Here is a 19,354-nt window from a genome sequence, read left to right as displayed (position 1 = left end):
ATGTTGATGAAGAAAACCCTCACGCTCGGGGCCATGCTGACCGCCACGCTGACGCTGGCAGGCTGCTTCACGCCGCCGGGTTCGGCCGACGTCTATAGCGTCGGCCAGGCGCAACGCGAGCAGACCGTGCGGATGGGTACGGTCGAGAGCGTTCGCGCGGTGCGCATCCAGTCCGAAGGCGCCGGCAGCGCGGTTGGCACACTCGGCGGCGGCGCACTCGGCGCGGTTGCCGGCAGCGCGATCGGCGGCGGCAAGGGCTCGATCCTGACCGCCATCGCGGGCGGCCTCGCCGGCGCGGTCGCGGGCAATGCGATCGGCGAAAACCTCAGCACGGCGAATGGTGTCGAGATCACCGTGCGCCTCGACAACGGCGACCTGCGCTCGATCACGCAAGCGGCGAGCGGCGAAGCATTCCGCGCCGGCGAGCGCGTGCGGCTGCTGTCGAGCGGCGGCGTCACCCGCGTCACGCACTGACCGGTATCCTCAGCACGCGGCGCAAGCCGCGGTCGAACGCATGCGCGAAGTTGCGCATGCGTTTTTTTTCGCCCGGACGCCGTAGCGCGGCACGCGCGGACGAAAAAAAACCCGCCACCTGAGCCAGATGGCGGGGTCGATTGAGTAGCGCTACTCAACCCGCGGACACCGCATGAGTGTCCGGGTAGTGGGTGCGGTCCGCGATTACGGACGGCTGCCGGTCGGGAACGGCCATGCTGCTGCCGGGTTGAGCGCGGTCTTCACGCCCGATGCCGGCGCAACCGATGCCGTCGACGCGGTCGTCGCCGGTGCGGCCTTCTTCACGACTGCCTTCTTCGGTGCAGCAGCCTTCTTCGGCGCAGCGGCCTTCTTCGGCGCAGCAGCAGCGGTCTTCGCGGGCGCAGCCGCCTTGGGCGCAGCAGCCTTCTTCGCGGGTGCGGCCTTCTTCGCAGCAGCCTTCTTGGCAGGCGCAGCCTTCTTCGCAGCAGCCTTCTTCGCCGGTGCGGCCTTCTTCGCAGCAGCCTTCTTCGCCGGTGCAGCCTTCTTGGCCGCGACCTTCTTCACTGCAACCTTCTTCACTGCAACCTTCTTCGCGGCGACTTTCTTCGCTGCGGCCTTCTTCGCCGGTGCCGCCTTCTTCGCAGCAACCTTCTTCACTGCGACTTTCTTCGCAGCAACCTTCTTCGCGGCAACCTTCTTCACTGCGACTTTCTTGGCCGCTGCCTTCTTCGCCGGTGCTGCCTTCTTTGCAGCAACCTTCTTCACCGCGACCTTCTTGGCAGCAACCTTCTTCACTGCAGCGGCCTTCTTCGCCGGCGCAGCAGCCTTCTTGGCAACGGTCTTCTTCGCAGCTGCCTTCTTCGCAGCCGGTTTCTTCTTGGCGAGTGCCATGTTGTTCTCCTTCAGGTTCAGATGAGAGTCAGTTCAAACTACACCCTTCGTCAAAACCCGCTTCCCGCGGACGCTGTTCAGGACGTGCGCTTCGAAGCGGGCTATTCATCGGCGTACGCGGATACCACGCGCTTACGCTAATGAATACGGTATGGCGCGCGTGGCCATCGGGCCTCGCGCGCCAAATCAAGTCGGCGGCCGACGCGCCACGCGCCGCCACCCCAGATCGCTTGATCAAGCGGATCGCCACACGGCTGTCCGCTTTTTCCGGAGGGAAGTTTGCCCATCCCACTGAAGGGTTCGCAAAGTGCCTGTCGTATCGTTGGGCCGCTAAGGCACCGGGCGTGCTTTGCATCAGGCGTTCTTGCTCCTAAACCTTGTGCCGGCGCCGCGTGGCGCCGGCCTTACATCGTCATGACGTGAGTCGCTGCTGCGGGTTATTCCCAGGACAGCGCGCCACCCGTCTGATACTCGATCACTCGCGTCTCGAAGAAGTTGCGTTCCTTCTTCAGGTCGATCATCTCGCTCATCCACGGGAACGGGTTTTCCTCGTTCGGGTACAGCGGGTCGAGGCCGATCTGCTGGCAACGGCGGTTGCAGATGAAGCGCAGATAGCTCTTGAACATCGACGCGTTCAAACCCAGCACGCCGCGCGGCATCGTGTCCTCGGCGTAGCGGTATTCGAGATCGACAGCCTGCTTGAACAGCTCGCGGATCTCCGCGCGGAATTCCGCGGTCCAGAGATGCGGGTTCTCGAGCTTGATCTGGTTGATCAGGTCGATGCCGAAATTGCAGTGCATCGACTCGTCGCGCAGGATGTACTGATATTGCTCTGCAGCACCCGTCATCTTGTTCTGGCGGCCGAGCGCGAGAATCTGCGTGAACCCGACATAGAAGAACAGGCCTTCCATGATGCAGGCGAACACGATCAGCGACTTCAGCAGCTTCTGATCCGCCTCGAGCGTGCCGGTCTTGAAGGCCGGGTCCGTCAGCGTGTGGATGAACGGGATCAGGAATTCGTCTTTCGCGCGAATCGACGCGACCTCGTGGTACGCGTTGAAGATCTCGCCTTCGTCGAGACCGAGCGATTCGACAATATATTGGTACGCGTGCGTGTGGATCGCCTCTTCGAACGCCTGGCGCAGCAGGAACTGCCGGCACTCGGGCGCCGTGATGTGGCGGTACGTGCCGAGCACGATGTTGTTCGCCGCCAGCGAGTCGGCCGTCACGAAGAAGCCGAGGTTACGCTTGACGATGCGGCGCTCGTCTTCGGTCAGGCCGTTCGGATCCTTCCACAGCGCGATGTCGCGGGACATGTTGATTTCCTGCGGCATCCAGTGGTTCGCACAACCCGCCAGATACTTTTCCCACGCCCACTTGTACTTGAACGGCACCAGCTGATTGACGTCAGTCTGGCCGTTGATGATGCGCTTGTCGGCGACATTGACCCGAGCTTCCGAAGCCGCAGCGGGAACAGCCGATGCTTGCGGCGGCACCGCGAGATCGCCTTCGAAAATGTCACGAGCCTGTTGGGCGGCAGGCGCTGCGGCCTGCATTCCGACAGCCGTTCCTGCGGGGGTGCGCATCGCGTTTTGCTGCGCTCCGCTCGCGGGAGTTACGGCAGTCTTCTCGTCATCCCAGTTGAGCATAAATTCTCACCATCAATTTAGAACGGTTTGTACCATCTTTTCCTGAGCGATAAAAGGGTTCGCTCACGAAAAATCCCTTTTTCGATTCGCGTTGCGACCTCGATACAACACTTTGAGCAACGCATCGTCGTTCGTGCCGCGCGTGACGTGTGACGCGCGTGTATCGCGAGGTGCGCTCGACGCATCGAACGCTGATCGAAACACGACGCCGTCGGGGTTGTTTCGATCGCTTGTCACTGCCTGCAACGCGCGTGGCGCGTTACAGATTCCTTATCATTTTTTTAGTTGAGAGCGGCGCGCACTTCAACCTTTATCGGTTGCAGTGCGCGCCGCCCGGAGCCTCGCCGAGTCAGGCGCGTTGCGTTACTGGCACGCTTCGCACTCGTCGAAGCCCGGGTCGCCCGGACGCATCATGCACACCGGGCCTTCCGCCTCGACCGGCGCCGCGTTCACCGCGCCCGACGACGACGCTTCGCCGCCCGCCGCGCCGAAGCCGCCGGCTGCGCCCTGCGCGCCACCGCCGCTCACGCCGCCGCTCGACGGCACCGCGTTCAGCGCGCCGTGCGCGACCGTCGACTTCTCGACGTGCGTCGCCGCCATCGTGCGCAGGTAGTACGTCGTCTTCAGGCCGCGCAGCCACGCGAGCTTGTAGACCTCGTCGAGCTTCTTGCCCGACGCGCCGCCCATGTAGATGTTCAGCGACTGCGCCTGGTCGATCCACTTCTGACGGCGCGATGCCGCCTCGACCAGCCACGTCGGGTCGACTTCGAACGCGGTCGCGTAGATCGCGCGCAGGTCGGCCGGGATGCGGTCGATGCGCGACAGCATGCCGTCGAAGTACTTCAGGTCGGCGACCATCACTTCGTCCCACAGGCCGCGCTCCTTCAGGTCGCGCACCAGGAACTCGTTGACCACCGTGAATTCGCCCGACAGGTTCGACTTCACGTACAGGTTCTGGAAGGTCGGCTCGATGCACGCCGACACGCCGATGATGTTCGAGATCGTCGCCGTCGGCGCGATCGCGACGCAGTTCGAGTTGCGCATGCCGTGCGCGGCGATCCGCGAACGCAGCGTCGTCCAGTCGAGCGACTCCGACGTGTCGACCTCGACGTAGCCGCCGCGCGCTTCCGTCAGCAGCTTCAGCGTGTCCTGCGGGAGGATGCCGCGATCCCACAGCGAGCCGCGGTAGCTCGAGTAGCGGCCGCGCTCCTCGGCCAGCTCGGTCGACGCGTAGTACGCGTAGTAGCAGACCGCTTCCATCGAACGGTCGGCGAACTCGACCGCCGCTTGCGACGCGTACGGCGTGCGCAGCAGGTGCAGGCAGTCCTGGAAGCCCATGATGCCCAGGCCGACCGGGCGGTGCTTCAGGTTCGAGTTACGCGCCTTCGGCACCGCGTAGTAGTTGATGTCGATCACGTTGTCGAGCATGCGCATCGCGACGCTGATCGTGCGCTTCAGCTTGTCGTGGTCGAGCGCGTAGCTGCCGTCCGCCTGCTTCACCAGGTGCGCGAGCAGGTTCACCGAGCCCAGGTTGCAGACCGCGATTTCGGTGTCGCTGGTGTTCAGCGTGATTTCCGTGCACAGGTTCGACGAGTGGACGACGCCGACGTGCTGCTGCGGCGAACGGATGTTGCACGGATCCTTGAACGTGATCCACGGGTGGCCGGTCTCGAACAGCATGCCGAGCATCTTGCGCCACAGCTGCTGCGCCGGGATCTTCTTGAACAGCTTGATCTCGCCGCGGGCAACCTTGTCCTCGTACGCCGTGTAGGCCGCCTCGAACTCGGCGCCGAACTTGTCGTGCAGGTCCGGGCAGGTCGACGGCGAGAACAGCGTCCATTCACCGCCTTCCATCACGCGCTTCATGAACAGGTCGGGAATCCAGTTCGCCGTGTTCATGTCGTGCGTGCGGCGGCGATCGTCGCCGGTGTTCTTGCGCAGCTCGAGGAACTCCTCGATGTCGAGGTGCCAGGATTCCAGGTACGCGCACACCGCGCCCTTGCGTTTGCCGCCCTGGTTGACCGCGACCGCGGTGTCGTTGACGACCTTCAGGAACGGCACGACGCCCTGCGACTTGCCGTTCGTGCCCTTGATATGCGAGCCGAGCGCACGCACGCGGGTCCAGTCGTTGCCGAGGCCGCCGGCGAACTTCGACAGCAGCGCGTTTTCCTTCAGTGCTTCATAGATGCCGTCCAGATCGTCCGCGACCGTCGTCAGGTAGCACGACGACAGCTGCGAGCGGTGGGTGCCCGAGTTGAACAGCGTCGGCGTCGAGCTCATGAAGTCGAAGCTCGACAGCACGTTGTAGAACTCGATCGCGCGCGTCTCGCGGTCGATCTCGTTCAGCGAGAGGCCCATCGCGACGCGCATGAAGAATGCCTGCGGCATTTCGATGCGGGAGCCGTCGACGTGCAGGAAGTAGCGGTCGTACAGTGTCTGCAGGCCGAGGTAGCCGAACTGCAGGTCGCGGTTCGCGTCGAGCGCCTCGCCGAGACGCTTCAGGTCGAACTGCAGCAGCTTGTCGTCGAGCAGACCGGCGTCGACGCCGCGCTTCAGGAACTGCGGGAAGTACTCCGCGTAGCGGGTCGACATCTCGGCCTGGACCACTTCCTCGCCGAGGATCTCGCGGCGGATCGTGTGCAGCAGGATGCGGGCCGTGACCTGGCTGTATGCCGGATCCTTCTCGATCATCGTGCGCGCGGCCAGGATCGCCGAGTCGTAGACCTGGCTCATCGGCACGCCGTCGTACAGGTTCTTCACCGTCTCCGCGACGATCGGGTCAGGGTTAACCGCAGAGCCGAGGCCGTCGCACGCCGACACGATCAGCGCGCGCAGCGCGTTCAGGTCGAGCGGGCGCGTGACGCCGTTGTCGATCACGTTGATGGCGCCGCCGCCCGTTTCCGCCGCGGCCGCTTCCTCACCCGCGTGCTGGCGCTCGAGGTGGCGCTTCTCGCGGTACAGCACGTACGCGCGCGCGACGTTGTGCTCGCCGCCGCGCATCAGCGCCAGTTCGACCTGGTCCTGGATGTCCTCGATATGGAACGTGCCGCCGTTCGGACGGCTGCGCACGAGCGCGCGCACCACGTTGTGCGTCAGCTGCTCGACCAGTTCGCGCACGCGTGCCGATGCCGCGCCCTGCCCACCGTTGACGGCCAGGAAAGCCTTGGTCACCGCGATCGCGATCTTCGACGGCTCGAACGACACCACGCTGCCGTTGCGGCGGATCACCTTGTAGTCGGCGAACGTGGCCTGCGGCGCGAGCGCCTGCGCGCCTTGTTCGGCGCCGCCGAGAGGACGGCTCGACGCGCTCTCGAATTGCGACGTCGCGTTGTCGGTGGTTTGCATGTGCAAAGCTCCTGGTGTTGGGTGATGCGGGGGGAACCGCGGATTAAAACGATCGCTGCGCAATGCGGTGCGCGAGCGGTAAGACGCGAGCGATGTGTCGAGGGGGCCGGTTCGTCCGTCGTGCTGCACGTGATCCGGTGTGGTGCTTCGTCATGTGTCCTGTGCCCCGTCGACACTCGCTGCGCTGATCGCGACGCCCGGACCGCCGGCCTGACGCGTCGCCCTGAGAACTCTGTCCGCCGGCGTTGCCCGCCGGTTCGTGTCGCCCGGGTTTTCCCTGCGACACACACTATATCTAGTGCAGAACTGCTCAACTGGCACCAAGTATAGTGGACATTCGGACGTCGTCCAACTGGATAATTTGCGCCAAAGGCCTTGACATCGCTCGCGCGCAGGCGCGGCAAGGCATTGGTCGGAGAAAAAAAATTTGCGGGTCGAAAAACCCCGCGATCAGTGCTGCCGGTAAGGAAAGTATTCGGCGGAAAAGCCGGCATCGCTCGCGAAGCGTTGCCAATCGAAGTGCGGACCGGGGTCGGTCTTGCGGCCCGGCGCGACGTCGGCGTGACCGGCGATCGCATCGACCGGATAGCGGCCGGCGAGCGTGCGCGCGAGCGCGGCGAGCGTCGCATATTGCGCGGCCTCGAACGGCACGTCGTCCGCGCCCTCGAGCTCGATGCCGATCGAAAAGTCGTTGCAGCGCGGCCGGCCGAAGAAATCGGACGCGCCCGCATGCCACGCCCGTTCGTCGCACGACACGAACTGCACGAGCTCGCCGTCGCGGCGGACCAGGAAGTGCGCGGACACGCGCACGCCGCGCAGATGGGCCTGGTAATAAGGGTGCGCGTCGCAGTCGAGGCGATTCAGGAACAGCGCCTCGATCGCGTCGCCGCCGAACTCGCCGGGCGGCAGGCTGATGTTGTGGACGACGACGAGCGTCGGCACCGCACCCGCGGGCCGCGCCTCGAAGTTCGGCGACGGCGCATGGCGCGCTTCGCGCACCCAGCCGTGTGCGTCGATCGAAAGGGATGCCCCGCCGCTCATCGCGCGTCGCGGTCGCTCGCGCGTGCGGCGTGGCGCTGCGCGTGCTCGGCGCTGCAGAAGGTTTCGCCGCCCGCGACGATCGCGTCGCCCTTCGGTGCGTGCACGCCGCATTCGGCACAGCGCACCATCGGCTCGGGGAGCGACTGCGCACCGCCGGCGCGCGTGGCGCCCGCACCGCCGCCGTGGCCCGGCGCAGCGCCGCCCGGCCCCGCGTCGCGCCCGGCGCGCGCCTGTGCCTGGCGCAGCTTGCGCGCGACCCACGAGGTCGCGAAGAACAGCAGGATGAGGAGAAGAATCTGTCGCATCGAAAGTCAGTCGATCAAACCACGGAGCGGTGCAGCAGCACCTCGAATACGAACCGGCTGCCGACATACGCGAGCAGCAGCGCGCCGAACGACGCGAGCACCCAGCGCGCGGCGCCGCGCCCGCGCCAGCCCGACGTCCGGCGCGCGACCAGCAGCGCGCCGAACATCAGCCACGACACGATCGCGAACACGGTCTTGTGGTCGAGCCGCAACGCGCGCGCGTCGACCTGCTCGCTGAACAGGATCCCGGACGCGAGCGTCAGCGTCAGCAGCACAAAGCCCGCGCCGATCAGGCGGAACAGCAGCTTCTCGAGCGTGAGCAGCGGCGGCAGCGTCTCGAGCCAGCTCGCGATCCAGCCCGTCGAGCCGTCGCGCCCGCCGCTGCGCAGCGACTGCAGGCGCCGCTCGACCATCAGCATCAGGACCGCGTGCAGCGCCGCGATCGCGAACAGCCCGTACGCAATGTTCGCGATCAGGAAGTGCAGCTTGAACAGCGGCGCTGCGGCATAAGGCAGCACCCGCACGCCGCCGAACACGAGCGGCAGCAGCGACGCGCCGCACGCAAGCGGCAGCACGAGCAGGCGCAGGCTGTCGAGCGGGAAGAAGAAGCTCTCGATCCAGTAGATGCCGGCGCCGAGCCAGAACATCGCGGACAGCGCGAACGCGAAGCCGAACACCATCGCGTCGTGCGGGAAGATCGTCATGTGGAGCAGCACGCCGTGCGCAACCAGCGCGGCGAACAGCAGCGCGCGGCCCGCCCCGCTCATGCCGGACGCGGCGGACGCGGGAACCGGCACGGCCGGCACGCTCGCGACGAGCGGCGCTGCGGCGCCCTGGCGGTGCGCGCGCCAGCCTGCGACGGCGAGGCCGCCGTACAGGAATGCGGTGAGGGCATACAGTACAATATCCATGTTCGAAGTTTACACTAGGCCCCCTTCCCGCGACGGCTCCCTTGTTCAGCCCGCCGCGCCTTCGGGCCCCACTGTCCATCGCTCCCCATGCTCGACAATCTCACTCAACGGATGGCGCGCGTCGTCAAGACGCTGCGCGGCGAGGCCCGGCTTACCGAGGCGAACACGCAGGAGATGCTCCGCGAGGTGCGTCTTGCGCTCCTCGAAGCCGACGTCGCGCTGCCCGTCGTCCGCGAATTCATCGCCAAGGTCAAGGAAAAGGCGCTCGGCGAGGAAGTGATCAGCAGCCTGTCGCCGGGCCAGGCGCTCGTCGGCGTGGTCCAGAAGGAACTGACCGCCGTGATCGGCGGCGACTACGAAGGCAAGGCCGCCGAGCTGAACCTCGCCGTCACGCCGCCCGCGGTGATCCTGATGGCCGGCCTGCAGGGCGCGGGCAAGACCACGACCGTCGGCAAGCTCGCGAAGCTGCTGCGCGAGAAGTACAAGAAAAAGGTGCTGACCGTGTCGTGCGACGTGTACCGTCCCGCCGCGATCATGCAGCTGAAAACGGTGAGCGAACAGGTCGGCGCCGACTTCTTCCCGTCCACGCCGGACCAGAAGCCGGTCGACATCGCGGTCGCCGCGGTCGACTGGGCGAAGCGCCACTACCATGACGTGCTGATCGTCGATACGGCCGGCCGTCTCGGCATCGACGAAGCGATGATGCAGGAGATCGCGGCGCTGCACGGCACGCTGAAGCCGGCCGAAACGCTGTTCGTCGTCGACGCGATGCTCGGCCAGGATGCCGTCAATACCGCGAAAGCGTTCAACGACGCGCTGCCGCTCACGGGCGTCGTGCTGACCAAGCTCGACGGCGATTCGCGCGGCGGCGCCGCGCTGTCGGTGCGCCACATCACGGGCAAGCCGATCAAGTTCGTCGGCGTCGCCGAGAAGCTCGACGGCCTCGAGATCTTCCATCCCGACCGGATGGCGAACCGGATCCTCGGCATGGGCGACATCCTCGCGCTCGTCGAGGAGGCGCAGCGCGGCGTCGACGTGCAGGCCGCGCAGAAGCTCGCCGACAAGGTCAAGAAAGGCGGCGACTTCGACCTGAACGATTTCCGCGCGCAGATCTCGCAGATGAAGAACATGGGCGGCCTGTCGTCGCTGATGGATAAATTGCCCGCGCAGTTCCAGCAGGCGGCCGCCGGCGCCGACATGGGCCAGGCCGAAAAGCAGATCCGCCGGATGGAAGGGATCATCAGCTCGATGACGCCCGCCGAGCGCGCGAAGCCCGAGATCATCAAGGCGACGCGCAAGCGCCGCATTGCCGCCGGCGCGGGCGTGCCGGTGCAGGAAGTCAACCGGATGCTGAACCAGTACGACCAGATGCGTACGATGATGAAGAAGCTGAAGGGCGGCAACATGCAGAAGATGATGCGCGGCCTGAAGGGCATGATGCCCGGCCTGCGCTGATTCCGCCCGTCGGCCGGCGCGCGGGTTTTTGCTGTAGCGCGCGCCGCCCGATCTGCTTCATTCTTATTTGTATACCGACTGCCCGCCAGAACCCATGAACCGCGAAGAAGCCCTCCACATTTTCGACCACTCCGAAGAGATCGTCTCGGCCGACGCCGTCAACGCGTCGATCGCCCGGATGGCCGACGCGATCCGCGCCGAGATCGGCGACGCGTTCCCGCTCGTCCTCTCGGTGATGGGCGGCGCCGCGGTGTTTACCGGGATGCTGCTGCCGCATCTCGATTTCCCGCTCGAGTTCGACTACATCCACCTGACCCGCTACCGCAACACGACGCAGGGCAGCCCGGAGATGCACTGGCGTGTCGCGCCGCGCGAATCGGTGAAGGACCGCATCGTGCTCGTGCTCGACGACATCCTCGACGAAGGCGAAACGATGGCCGCGATCCGCGACCGCATCCTCGAGATGGGCGCGAAGCGCTTCATGTCGGCGGTGCTGTGCGAGAAGACGCTCGCGAAGGCCAAGCCGCTGCACCCGGATTTCTGCGGCTTCGCGGTGCCCGACCGCTACGTGTTCGGCTGCGGGATGGACGCAAAGGGCTACTGGCGCAACCTGCCGACGATCCGCGCGCTGACCGCGAACGTCTGACGCCCGCGCGATCCGCATGAAAAAAGCGGCGCTCCGGATTGCCCGGAGCGCCGCTTTTTCATTGGTGTGCCGCCCGACTACAGCTGGTGTACGAACGCGCGGATTCCGCCCAGCATCATCTCGACCGAGATCGCGACGAGCACGAGGCCCATCAGCCGCTCGAACGCCGCGACCGTCCGCTCGCCGAGCCACTGCTGGATCCGTTCGGCCAGCACCAGCGTCACCGCACAGACGATCATCGTGACCGTCAGCGCGCCGGCCCATTCGAGCATCTTGCCGGGCGCCTGCGACGTCAGCAGCATCACCGTCGCGAGCGCCGACGGCCCGGCCAGCGCCGGAATCGCGAGCGGCACGATGAACGGCTCGCCGCCCGCGCGCGGATCGCTGCCGAGCGCGCCGTCCGGGTGCGGGAAGATCATCCGCAGCGCGATCAGGAACAGCACGATGCCGCCGCCGAGCCGCAGCGACAGGTCGGTGAGGTTCATCATCCGCAGGAAGCGGTCGCCCACGACCATGAAGAACAGCAGGATCACGAACGCGATCCCGACCTCGCGCAGGATCAGCTTCACGCGCCGCTCGCGCGGCACATCCCGCATCGCCGAGATGAACAGCGGGATGTTGCCGAGCGGATCGGTGATCAGCACGAGAAGCACGGTGGCCGACAGGAAGGTGTATTCCACCGTGTCCTCCGGGCGTCAGGCTCAGCGCGCGAGCGCGGCGCGAATCTTCTCCGCGACCGTCGCCGCGGCCGTGTCGGCCGGCAGCAGCGTCGCTTCGGTATCGCGGCGGCCCTGGTACTCGATCTTGCCTTCCTTCAGGCCGCGCTCGCCGATCACGAGGCGATGCGGCACGCCGATCAGCTCCCAGTCGGCGAACATCACGCCCGGGCGCTCGCCGCGGTCGTCGAGGATCACGTCGATGCCGGCCGCGGCCAGCTCCGCGTACAGCTTGTCGGCCGTCTCGCGCACCGCGTCGCTGCGGTCGTAGCCCATCGGGCACAGCACGACTTCGAACGGCGCGATCGACTCCGGCCAGATGATGCCGCGCTCGTCGAAGTTCTGTTCGATCGCCGCACCGAGAATGCGCGTGATGCCGACGCCATAGCAGCCCATCAGCATCGGCTGCGGCTTGCCCGACTCGTCGATGAACGTCGCGCCCATCGCTTCCGAGTACTTGGTGCCGAGCTGGAACACGTGGCCGACCTCGATGCCGCGGCAGATGTCGATCACGCCCTTGCCGTCCGGCGACGGGTCGCCCTTCTGCACGTTGCGGATGTCGGCGACGTCCGGCTCCGGCAGGTCGCGGCCCCAGTTCACGCCGGCGATGTGATAGTCGACCTCGTTCGCGCCGACGACGAAATCGCTCATGTTCGCAACCGTGCGATCGGCGATCACCTTCACCGGCTTCTTCGTGCCGATCGGGCCGAGGTAGCCCGGCGGCGTGCCGAACCACTCGACGATTTCCTGCTCGGTCGCGAAGCGGTGGTTCTTCAGGCCCGGCAGCTTCGACACCTTGACCTCGTTGAGGTCGTGATCGCCGCGCAGCATCAGCAGCCAGATCGTCGGCTCGGCGCCTTCGTTGTCGGTCGCGAGCACGATCGACTTGATCGTGCGCGCGAGCGGAATGCCCATCAGTTCGGCAACGGCCTCGCACTTCGCCTTGCCCGGCGTCGCCACCTTCGCCATCGGCTCGGCGGCGGCCGCGCGCTCGGCGATCAGCGGCAGCGCCTCGGCTGCCTCGACGTTCGCCGCGAATTCGGAGGTCGGGCAATAGGCGATCGAGTCCTCGCCGGTGTCGGCGATCACGTGGAACTCGTGCGAGAAGTTGCCGCCGATCGAGCCGCTGTCGGCCGCGACCGGCCGGAACTCGAGGCCGAGGCGCGTGAAGATGCGCACGTATGCGTCATACATCTTGCGATACGACTCGTTCAGGCCGTCGGCGTCCTTGTCGAACGAGTATGCGTCCTTCATGACGAATTCGCGGCCGCGCATCACGCCGAAACGCGGACGGATCTCGTCGCGGAACTTCGTCTGGATCTGGTAGAAGTTCACCGGCATCTGCCGGTAGCTGCGGATCTGGTTGCGCGCGATGTCGGTGATCACTTCCTCGTGCGTGGGCCCGATCACGAAGTCGTTGTCCTTGCGGTCCTTGAAGCGCAGCAGCTCGGGGCCGTACTGCTCCCAGCGGCCCGACTCCTGCCACAGCTCGGCCGGCTGCACCGCCGGCATCAGCAGCTCGATCGCGCCCGCCCGGTTCATTTCCTCGCGCACGATCGCCTCGACCTTGCGAATCGAACGCAGCCCGACCGGCAGGTAGTTATAGATGCCGCCGGCGACGCGACGGATCATGCCGGCGCGCACCATCAGCTTGTGGCTGACGATCTCTGCGTCGGCGGGTGCTTCTTTCAGGGTGCCGATAAAGAAACGGGAAGCTTTCATGCGGACGGTTCCAAAAACGGCGCCCCATGCGGGGCGCCCGAAAAAGATTCAATGAGAAAAAGCTGCGCGCGGCGAACGGCGATGGCGCAGATGACCTAGCAGACAATTCAGGGACAATTCAGCCGGCACACCCTGCGCGGATTCGCTCCGTTACGGTGCGCGGCGCCCGTTATCTGTTTATAATCAAAGCAATTTTAAAGGATTCGAAGGTGGTTGTATGCTGGATCGTGAAGGCTTTCGCCCGAACGTCGGCATCATCCTCTTGAACGCGCGCAACGAGGTGTTTTGGGGCAAGCGGCTCCGCGAGCATTCCTGGCAGTTTCCTCAAGGTGGGATCAAGTACGGCGAGACCCCCATGCAGGCGATGTACCGGGAGCTGCACGAGGAAACCGGCCTGCACCCGGAACACGTCAAGATAATCGGCCGCACTCGCGACTGGTTGCGTTACGAGGTGCCTGACAAGTTCATCAAGCGTGAAGTACGCGGTCATTACCGCGGCCAGAAACAGATCTGGTTCCTGCTGCGGATGGTCGGACGCGATTGCGACATTTGCTTGCGCGCGACCGACCACCCGGAGTTCGATGCGTGGCGCTGGAACGAGTACTGGGTGCCGCTCGATGCGGTGATCGAGTTCAAGCGGGATGTCTATCAGTTGGCGCTGACGGAATTGTCGCGCTTCCTGCGCCGCCCGGCGCAGCGGGCCGACAAGCCGCGGGGCTTGCGTCCATCGCGCTATCCGCGCGTCGTGGATGTGCAGCCCCGGCAGACGTTGACGATTGTCGACACATCGGTAGTCTGTTCCGAGGTCGAAGCAGGCGCGAGCACGCTCGACGAGACGCCTCCTCGCCTGATCCTCGGCGAATGACAAGTCGGACTGCATGACCGGGCGCGACCTTGGTGTCGCGCCCTTTTTTTACGAGGAATGCATATTGAAAGCGATTGCTCTCGCGCTCGCGTCGATCGCCGCGGCGGCCGCGCTGGCCGGCTGTGCGAATTCGAATACGCCGACCAACAAGGATGACGGCACGTTCGTCTATCTGCTGGACCGCCAGGGGGAATGGAAGGAAAACAAGGTCGACGCGCTGCCCGCGCTGCCGACGCCGGGCGACCTGCTGTCGTTCAATGTGTCGCAGAACACGCCGCTCAAGTTCTTCGTCGACGCGAAGTCGCTGGCGGTCGGCACCGACGGCATCGTGCGGTATACGGTGGTCGTCACGAGCCCGGCCGGCGCGCGCAACGTCATCTACGAGGGCATCCGCTGCGACACCTACGAATGGCGCCAGTATGCCGGCCTCAACTCGGACCACGACGGCTGGGACCGCACGGTCGAAAACGACTGGCGACGCATCGAGAACGGCGAGCTGAACGCGTACCATGCGGCGCTCTACCAGGACTATTTCTGCTCGAACAAGATGCCGACGGGCACGACGCAGTCGATTCTCGAGAACATCAAGTATCACCGCACCGTGCTGAACCAGATGCGCTGATCGCGCCGGCCTGCCGGGCGGCGATGTCACCGAATGCGAAAAGCCCGCGTTGCGCGGGCTTTTTCGTGTCGGTTGTCAGCGAACCGTGCAGGTCACACGAGCACCAGGTTGTCGCGGTGGATCAGCTCCGGCTCCATCATGTAGCCGAGCACGGTTTCGATCTCGCCGCTCGGCTTGCGCTGGATCAGCTTGGTTTCCGCGCTGCTGTAGTTGGTCAGGCCGCGCGCGACTTCGCGCCCGTCCGGCCCGACGCAGGCGATCACCTCGCCGCGCGCGAACGCGCCCTGCACGTCGATCACGCCGATCGGCAGCAGGCTCTTGCCGCCCGCCGTCAGCTTCTCGACCGCACCGGCATCGATCACGACGTGCCCGCGCACCTGCAGGTGATCGGCCATCCACTGCTTGCGCGCGGCCATCCGCGCGGTGCGGGCGATCAACTGCGTGCCGATCGCCTCGCCCGCCGCGAGCCGCGCGAGCACGTCGGGTTCGCGCCCGCTCGCGATCACCGTGTTGGCGCCGCTATGGGCCGCGCGCTTGGCCGCGAGAATCTTCGTCAGCATGCCGCCGCGGCCGAGGCTCGACCCCGCGCCGCCCGCCATCGCCTCGAGTTCGGGCGCACCCGCGTTCGCTTCCGCGACGAGCGTCGCGGCCGGGTCCTTGCGCGGATCGGCGGTAAACAGGCCGGTCTGGTCAGTGAGGATGATCAGCGCATCGCCTTCGATCAGGTTCGCGACGAGCGCGCCGAGCGTGTCGTTGTCGCCGAACTTGATTTCGTCAGTAACAACCGTGTCGTTCTCGTTGATGATCGGCACGACGCCGAGCCGCAGCAGCGTGAGCAGTGTCGAACGCGCGTTCAGATAGCGTTCGCGGTCCGCCAGATCGGCGTGGGTCAGCAGGATCTGCGCGGTGCGGATGCCGTGCTCGGAGAAGCGGCTTTCATAGACCTGCGCGAGCCCCATCTGACCGACCGCGGCCGCGGCCTGCAGCTCGTCGATCTCGCGCGGACGCTTGCTCCAGCCGAGCCGCTGCATGCCTTCCGCGATCGCGCCCGAGCTGACGAGCACCACTTCCTTGCCCTGCGCGCGCAGCGCGGCGATCTGCGCGGCCCAGCGGCCAATTGCGGCATGATCGAGCCCCTTGCCGTCGTTGGTCACGAGGCTGGATCCCACTTTCACCACCAGTCGCTTCGAATCCGCGATGATCGAACGCATCGTGCGCTGTCTCCTCTATGTGATGCGCGATTGAATCCGGCGCCGGACGGCCAGCGCCCGGCGCTCACGTACCGCTCAGGCGTCGTCCGACGCCGCCTGCCCGTCGCGGAAACGCACGTCCGCCGCCAGGTCTTCCGCCTCGGCCGCGCGGTGTGCATCGGAATGCTCCGCGAGGTAGTCGTAGATCGCATAACACAGCGACTCGCAGCCCTGGCCGGTCAGCGCCGAGATCTCGAACACCGGGCCATCCCAGCCGAAGCGCTCGAGGAAATCCGCGACGCGCGCCTCGCGCTCGTCCTCCGGCACCATGTCGAGCTTGTTGAGCACGAGCCAGCGCGGCTTCTCGTACAGCGACTCATCGTATTTGCGCAGTTCGCCGACGATCGCCGTCGCCTCCGCGACCGGATCGACGTTTTCGTCGAACGGCGCGAGATCCACCAGATGCAGCAGCACGCCGGTGCGCTGCAGGTGGCGCAGGAACTGATGCCCGAGGCCCGCGCCTTCGGCCGCGCCCTCGATCAGCCCGGGAATGTCGGCGATCACGAAGCTCTTGCTCGGCCCGACACGCACGACGCCGAGATTCGGCGCCAGCGTCGTAAACGGGTAATCGGCGATCTTCGGCTTCGCGTTCGACACCGACGAAATGAACGTCGACTTGCCTGCGTTCGGCATGCCGAGCAGGCCGACGTCGGCCAGCACCTTCAGCTCGAGCCTCAGCATGCGCCGCTCGCCGGGCTTGCCGTCGGTCTTCTGGCGCGGCGCGCGGTTCGTGCTCGACTTGAAATGGAGGTTGCCGAGGCCGCCCGCGCCACCCTGCGCGAGCATCACCTTCTGGTCGTGCTCGGTCAGGTCGGCGATCAGCTCGCCGGTGTCCATGTCGCTGATGACCGTGCCGACCGGCATGCGCAGCGTGATGTCGTCGCCGCCCTTGCCGTAGCAGTCCGAGCCGCGGCCGTTCTCGCCGTTGCGCGCCAGGTGCTTCTTCGCGTACCGGTAGTCGATCAGCGTGTTGATGTTGCGGTCGGCGATCGCGTAGACGCTGCCGCCCCGACCGCCGTCGCCGCCGTCCGGCCCGCCGAACGGAACGAATTTTTCGCGGCGCATCGACGCGCTGCCATCGCCTCCGTCTCCGGCGATGACTTCGATTCGCGCTTCGTCAATGAACTTCATTCGTTACTCCGCCCAGTATTTCCGCTATTGTGCCGCGCTCCGCCATGCTTGAACAATCGGCCGTCCGGCCAATCGCGCCTGCACGGCGACAAATAAAAAAGGCCCCGCGACAACTGCGGGGCCTTTCGGCTACGAAGCCCGTGGATGCCTGAATTAGGCAGCCGCCGGAACGACGATGACCGTATGCTTCTTGTCCGCGCCCTTGGTCGCGAACTTCACGTGGCCGTCGACCAGCGCGAACAGGGTGTGATCCTTGCCCATGCCGACGTTCTCGCCAGCGTGCATGCGGGTGCCGCGCTGACGCACGATGATGCCGCCGGCGTTGATCGCCTGGCCGCCGTACACTTTCACGCCGAGACGTTTCGACTCGGAGTCGCGGCCGTTCCGGGAAGAGCCGCCTGCCTTTTTGTGTGCCATCTGATTGCTCCTTTACCGAGGCGCTTACGCGTTGATCGCGTCGATGCGCAGCTCAGTGTAGTTCTGGCGGTGGCCGCCGTGCTTTTGGTAGTGCTTCCGGCGACGCATCTTGAAGATGGTGACCTTGGCATGACGACCGTGCGACACAACGGTGGCCTTGACGGAAGCCCCACTGACCAGCGGCGTACCGAACTTAATCGATTCGCCTTCGCCCACTGCGAGAACCTGGTCGAGCGTGATTTCAGCGTCAATGTCAGCCGGTATCTGTTCTACTTTGAGTTTTTCGCCAACGGCAACCTTGTACTGCTTGCCGCCGGTTTTTATGACCGCGTACATTGAGAACCTCACTCTGGATCCAATTTTTCCGCACACCACGCGCGGAAAAGGCGTGATTATACAGAGAGTTAGCATCGCTGTCAAAACCAATCGGCGATTGCCGCGCCGGCCCTCGGCCGGATGGCCAAAATCGCGCCTGCGGCGCGCGTCGCAGACCGGCGTGGCGCGGATTCGACTTATAATCCGCGGCATCACCCAATTCCATGATCATGTCGTCGTCCACCGCCTCCCCTTCCCTCAGCGCCGCCCACCTGCTCGCCCCGATCACCAGCGATATGGAGCAGGTGAATCGCGTCATCCGGCAAAGTCTCGCGTCCGACGTGCTGCTGATCAACCAGATCGCCGAGTACATCATCGGCGCGGGCGGCAAGCGGCTGCGTCCGGCGTTGCTGCTGCTCGTCGCGGGCGCGCTCGGCGAAACGTCGCACCAGCGGCACGTGCTCGCCGCCGTCGTCGAATTCATCCACACGGCCACGCTGCTGCATGACGACGTCGTCGACGAATCCGAGCTGCGGCGCGGCCGCCAGACGGCCAACGCGCTGTTCGGCAACGCGGCGAGCGTGCTGGTAGGCGACTACCTCTATTCGCGCTCGTTCGAGATGATGGTCGGCGTCGGCAAGATGCGCGTGATGGAGATCCTGTCGGAGGCGACGACGATCATCTCCGAAGGCGAAGTGCTGCAGCTGCTCAACATGCACGATGCGGACGTCGACGAGGCCCGCTACATGCAGGTGATCCGCTACAAGACAGCCAAGCTGTTCGAGGCGTCGGCCCGGCTGGGCGCGGTGCTCGCAGGCGCCGACGCGCCGACCGAGGCTGCCGCGGCCGAGTACGGCCGCCGGATCGGCACCGCGTTCCAGATCATGGACGACTGGCTCGACTATGCCGGCACCGCCGAGGCGATGGGCAAGAACGCCGGCGACGACCTGCGCGAAGGCAAGCCGACGCTGCCGCTCATCTATCTGATCGAACGCGGCACGCCCGAACAGGCCGCGCTCGCGCGCGAGGCGATCGAGCAAGGCGGCACCGACCGCTTCGACACGATCTTCGACGCGATCACGCGCTCGGGCGCGCTCGACCACACGCTCGAATGCGCACGCCAGGAAGCGCAGGCCGCGGCGGCCGCGATCGCCGCGTTCCCGAACTCCGTCTACAAGGACAGCCTGCTCGAGCTGTGCTCGTACTCGACGTCGCGACAGTCGTAACTCACTGCATGACCGGCGGGCGCGCGCCGCCCGCCATCTGAAGCACCTTCGGCCCCGCCGCAAGCGGCAAAGCCGATTCGAAATGGACCGCAGCGCACCCGTCTCAAAAAATTTCTTCGCCAAGGTATTCCATTTTCGAAAAAGCGCTGTTATAGTTATGTTCTTGCTCGACGACGCAGCGGTCTTGAAGAAGACCGGCAAGTCGAAAGAGTCCAAATCGGGGTGTAGCTTAGCCTGGTAGAGCGCTACGTTCGGGACGTAGAGGCCGGAGGTTCGAATCCTCTCACCCCGACCAGATTTGTGAAAAACCGTGCACCGAGGTGCACGGTTTTTTTTTGCCTGCGCACTGCGCGGCCCGTGCCGCCGACGCGAC

General features: G+C 65.6%; 19 protein-coding genes and 1 tRNA gene. 7 read left to right on the top strand and 13 right to left on the bottom strand.

The features are described from left to right. Positions 1–474 carry an outer membrane lipoprotein gene (locus tag HWY45_RS32650; RefSeq protein ID WP_017333499.1) on the top strand — a complete coding sequence of 158 codons (474 nt, stop codon included), beginning with the start codon at positions 1–3 and terminating at the stop codon, positions 472–474. 204 nt (positions 475–678) lie between these two features. Here the strand turns inward: HWY45_RS32650 and HWY45_RS32645 are convergent, their stop codons facing one another. The 7 genes from HWY45_RS32645 to HWY45_RS32615 form a co-directional block, all read right to left on the bottom strand. Continuing rightward, positions 679–1,365, bottom strand: coding sequence for a histone H1-like DNA-binding protein (locus HWY45_RS32645; RefSeq protein ID WP_059984885.1), 687 nt, complete (start codon positions 1,363–1,365; stop codon positions 679–681). Between the two features lie 28 nt (positions 1,366–1,393). Continuing rightward, on the bottom strand, positions 1,394–1,720 hold the full coding sequence (locus HWY45_RS32640; RefSeq protein WP_081059754.1) for a hypothetical protein: 327 nt from the start codon (positions 1,718–1,720) through the stop codon (positions 1,394–1,396). Positions 1,721–1,802: 82 nt separating this feature from the next. Continuing rightward, a complete protein-coding gene (locus HWY45_RS32635; RefSeq protein ID WP_059564567.1) occupies positions 1,803–3,014 on the bottom strand; it encodes a ribonucleotide-diphosphate reductase subunit beta in 1,212 nt (403 codons plus the stop codon). 363 nt (positions 3,015–3,377) lie between these two features. Next, on the bottom strand, positions 3,378–6,359 hold the full coding sequence (locus HWY45_RS32630; RefSeq protein WP_059564568.1) for a ribonucleoside-diphosphate reductase subunit alpha: 2,982 nt from the start codon (positions 6,357–6,359) through the stop codon (positions 3,378–3,380). 450 nt (positions 6,360–6,809) lie between these two features. Then, positions 6,810–7,400, bottom strand: coding sequence for a 1,6-anhydro-N-acetylmuramyl-L-alanine amidase AmpD (gene ampD / locus HWY45_RS32625; protein WP_059564569.1), 591 nt, complete (start codon positions 7,398–7,400; stop codon positions 6,810–6,812). Further along, entirely contained in the window at positions 7,397–7,705 is a 309-nt protein-coding gene (locus tag HWY45_RS32620) for a PP0621 family protein (RefSeq protein WP_059564570.1), read from the bottom strand. Before HWY45_RS32620 ends, ampD begins: the two co-directional genes overlap by 4 nt. A 14-nt stretch (positions 7,706–7,719) precedes the next feature. Then, a complete protein-coding gene (locus HWY45_RS32615) occupies positions 7,720–8,616 on the bottom strand; it encodes a cytochrome C assembly family protein (RefSeq protein WP_059878718.1) in 897 nt (298 codons plus the stop codon). Positions 8,617–8,703: 87 nt separating this feature from the next. Between HWY45_RS32615 and ffh the strand changes: the two genes are divergently transcribed. Together ffh and HWY45_RS32605 are read left to right on the top strand one after the other, a co-directional pair. Then, the gene (gene ffh, locus HWY45_RS32610) at positions 8,704–10,071 is read left to right on the top strand and encodes a signal recognition particle protein (RefSeq protein ID WP_059564572.1); all 1,368 of its coding nucleotides are present in this window, start codon (positions 8,704–8,706) and stop codon (positions 10,069–10,071) included. Positions 10,072–10,165: 94 nt separating this feature from the next. Beyond that, positions 10,166–10,717: a hypoxanthine-guanine phosphoribosyltransferase gene (locus HWY45_RS32605; protein WP_017333491.1), complete on the top strand. Its 552-nt coding sequence runs from the start codon at positions 10,166–10,168 to the stop codon at positions 10,715–10,717. Between the two features lie 77 nt (positions 10,718–10,794). Here HWY45_RS32605 and HWY45_RS32600 read toward each other — a convergent pair whose 3' ends face one another. Both HWY45_RS32600 and HWY45_RS32595 read right to left on the bottom strand, forming a co-directional pair. Then, positions 10,795–11,397 (bottom strand): MarC family protein, encoded by a 603-nt coding sequence (locus HWY45_RS32600; RefSeq protein ID WP_026045027.1) that lies wholly within the window; start codon positions 11,395–11,397, stop codon positions 10,795–10,797. Positions 11,398–11,418: 21 nt separating this feature from the next. Next, entirely contained in the window at positions 11,419–13,155 is a 1,737-nt protein-coding gene (locus HWY45_RS32595) for a proline--tRNA ligase (RefSeq protein ID WP_059878716.1), read from the bottom strand. A gap of 217 nt (positions 13,156–13,372) precedes the next feature. On the opposite strand from HWY45_RS32595, the gene HWY45_RS32590 reads away from it, so the two are divergent. Continuing rightward, the gene (locus HWY45_RS32590; protein ID WP_059878713.1) at positions 13,373–14,020 is read left to right on the top strand and encodes an RNA pyrophosphohydrolase; all 648 of its coding nucleotides are present in this window, start codon (positions 13,373–13,375) and stop codon (positions 14,018–14,020) included. Between the two features lie 13 nt (positions 14,021–14,033). Next, positions 14,034–14,642: a CNP1-like family protein gene (locus tag HWY45_RS32585; RefSeq protein WP_059564575.1), complete on the top strand. Its 609-nt coding sequence runs from the start codon at positions 14,034–14,036 to the stop codon at positions 14,640–14,642. A 92-nt stretch (positions 14,643–14,734) separates the two neighbouring features. Here the strand turns inward: HWY45_RS32585 and proB are convergent, their stop codons facing one another. The 4 genes from proB to rplU all read right to left on the bottom strand — a co-directional run bounded on the left by proB (position 14,735) and on the right by rplU (position 17,776). Then, positions 14,735–15,853 (bottom strand): glutamate 5-kinase, encoded by a 1,119-nt coding sequence (gene proB, locus HWY45_RS32580; RefSeq protein ID WP_059564576.1) that lies wholly within the window; start codon positions 15,851–15,853, stop codon positions 14,735–14,737. Between the two features lie 75 nt (positions 15,854–15,928). After that, a complete protein-coding gene (gene obgE, locus HWY45_RS32575; protein WP_059878710.1) occupies positions 15,929–17,023 on the bottom strand; it encodes an Obg family GTPase CgtA in 1,095 nt (364 codons plus the stop codon). A gap of 153 nt (positions 17,024–17,176) precedes the next feature. After that, entirely contained in the window at positions 17,177–17,440 is a 264-nt protein-coding gene (gene rpmA, locus HWY45_RS32570; RefSeq protein WP_006400419.1) for a 50S ribosomal protein L27, read from the bottom strand. Positions 17,441–17,464: 24 nt separating this feature from the next. After that, complete coding sequence (gene rplU, locus HWY45_RS32565; RefSeq protein ID WP_006025184.1) at positions 17,465–17,776, bottom strand: 50S ribosomal protein L21; 312 nt, start codon at positions 17,774–17,776, stop codon at positions 17,465–17,467. Positions 17,777–17,985: 209 nt separating this feature from the next. On the opposite strand from rplU, the gene HWY45_RS32560 reads away from it, so the two are divergent. Together HWY45_RS32560 and HWY45_RS32555 are read left to right on the top strand one after the other, a co-directional pair. Continuing rightward, on the top strand, positions 17,986–18,981 hold the full coding sequence (locus HWY45_RS32560; RefSeq protein ID WP_059564616.1) for a polyprenyl synthetase family protein: 996 nt from the start codon (positions 17,986–17,988) through the stop codon (positions 18,979–18,981). Between the two features lie 218 nt (positions 18,982–19,199). Next, a tRNA-Pro gene (locus HWY45_RS32555) sits at positions 19,200–19,276 on the top strand. Positions 19,277–19,354 lie beyond the last annotated feature (78 nt).

This window comes from Burkholderia stagnalis (assembly GCF_902830275.1).
In the GTDB taxonomy this organism is placed as follows: domain Bacteria; phylum Pseudomonadota; class Gammaproteobacteria; order Burkholderiales; family Burkholderiaceae; genus Burkholderia; species Burkholderia stagnalis.
The sequence above is the reverse complement of the archived record's forward strand: the minus strand, read 5'-3'. Positions and strand labels throughout refer to the sequence as shown.

Coding starts and splice junctions, on each gene's coding strand:
- HWY45_RS32650 (WP_017333499.1), top strand. CDS start 1: ATGTTGATGAAGAAAACCCTCACGCTCGGGGCCATGCTGACCGCCACG.
- HWY45_RS32645 (WP_059984885.1), bottom strand. CDS start 1,365: ATGGCACTCGCCAAGAAGAAACCGGCTGCGAAGAAGGCAGCTGCGAAG.
- HWY45_RS32640 (WP_081059754.1), bottom strand. CDS start 1,720: ATGCAAAGCACGCCCGGTGCCTTAGCGGCCCAACGATACGACAGGCAC.
- HWY45_RS32635 (WP_059564567.1), bottom strand. CDS start 3,014: ATGCTCAACTGGGATGACGAGAAGACTGCCGTAACTCCCGCGAGCGGA.
- HWY45_RS32630 (WP_059564568.1), bottom strand. CDS start 6,359: ATGCAAACCACCGACAACGCGACGTCGCAATTCGAGAGCGCGTCGAGC.
- ampD (WP_059564569.1), bottom strand. CDS start 7,400: ATGAGCGGCGGGGCATCCCTTTCGATCGACGCACACGGCTGGGTGCGC.
- HWY45_RS32620 (WP_059564570.1), bottom strand. CDS start 7,705: ATGCGACAGATTCTTCTCCTCATCCTGCTGTTCTTCGCGACCTCGTGG.
- HWY45_RS32615 (WP_059878718.1), bottom strand. CDS start 8,616: ATGGATATTGTACTGTATGCCCTCACCGCATTCCTGTACGGCGGCCTC.
- ffh (WP_059564572.1), top strand. CDS start 8,704: ATGCTCGACAATCTCACTCAACGGATGGCGCGCGTCGTCAAGACGCTG.
- HWY45_RS32605 (WP_017333491.1), top strand. CDS start 10,166: ATGAACCGCGAAGAAGCCCTCCACATTTTCGACCACTCCGAAGAGATC.
- HWY45_RS32595 (WP_059878716.1), bottom strand. CDS start 13,155: ATGAAAGCTTCCCGTTTCTTTATCGGCACCCTGAAAGAAGCACCCGCC.
- HWY45_RS32590 (WP_059878713.1), top strand. CDS start 13,373: ATGCTGGATCGTGAAGGCTTTCGCCCGAACGTCGGCATCATCCTCTTG.
- HWY45_RS32585 (WP_059564575.1), top strand. CDS start 14,034: ATGACCGGGCGCGACCTTGGTGTCGCGCCCTTTTTTTACGAGGAATGC.
- proB (WP_059564576.1), bottom strand. CDS start 15,853: ATGCGTTCGATCATCGCGGATTCGAAGCGACTGGTGGTGAAAGTGGGA.
- obgE (WP_059878710.1), bottom strand. CDS start 17,023: ATGAAGTTCATTGACGAAGCGCGAATCGAAGTCATCGCCGGAGACGGA.
- rpmA (WP_006400419.1), bottom strand. CDS start 17,440: ATGGCACACAAAAAGGCAGGCGGCTCTTCCCGGAACGGCCGCGACTCC.
- rplU (WP_006025184.1), bottom strand. CDS start 17,776: ATGTACGCGGTCATAAAAACCGGCGGCAAGCAGTACAAGGTTGCCGTT.
- HWY45_RS32560 (WP_059564616.1), top strand. CDS start 17,986: ATGTCGTCGTCCACCGCCTCCCCTTCCCTCAGCGCCGCCCACCTGCTC.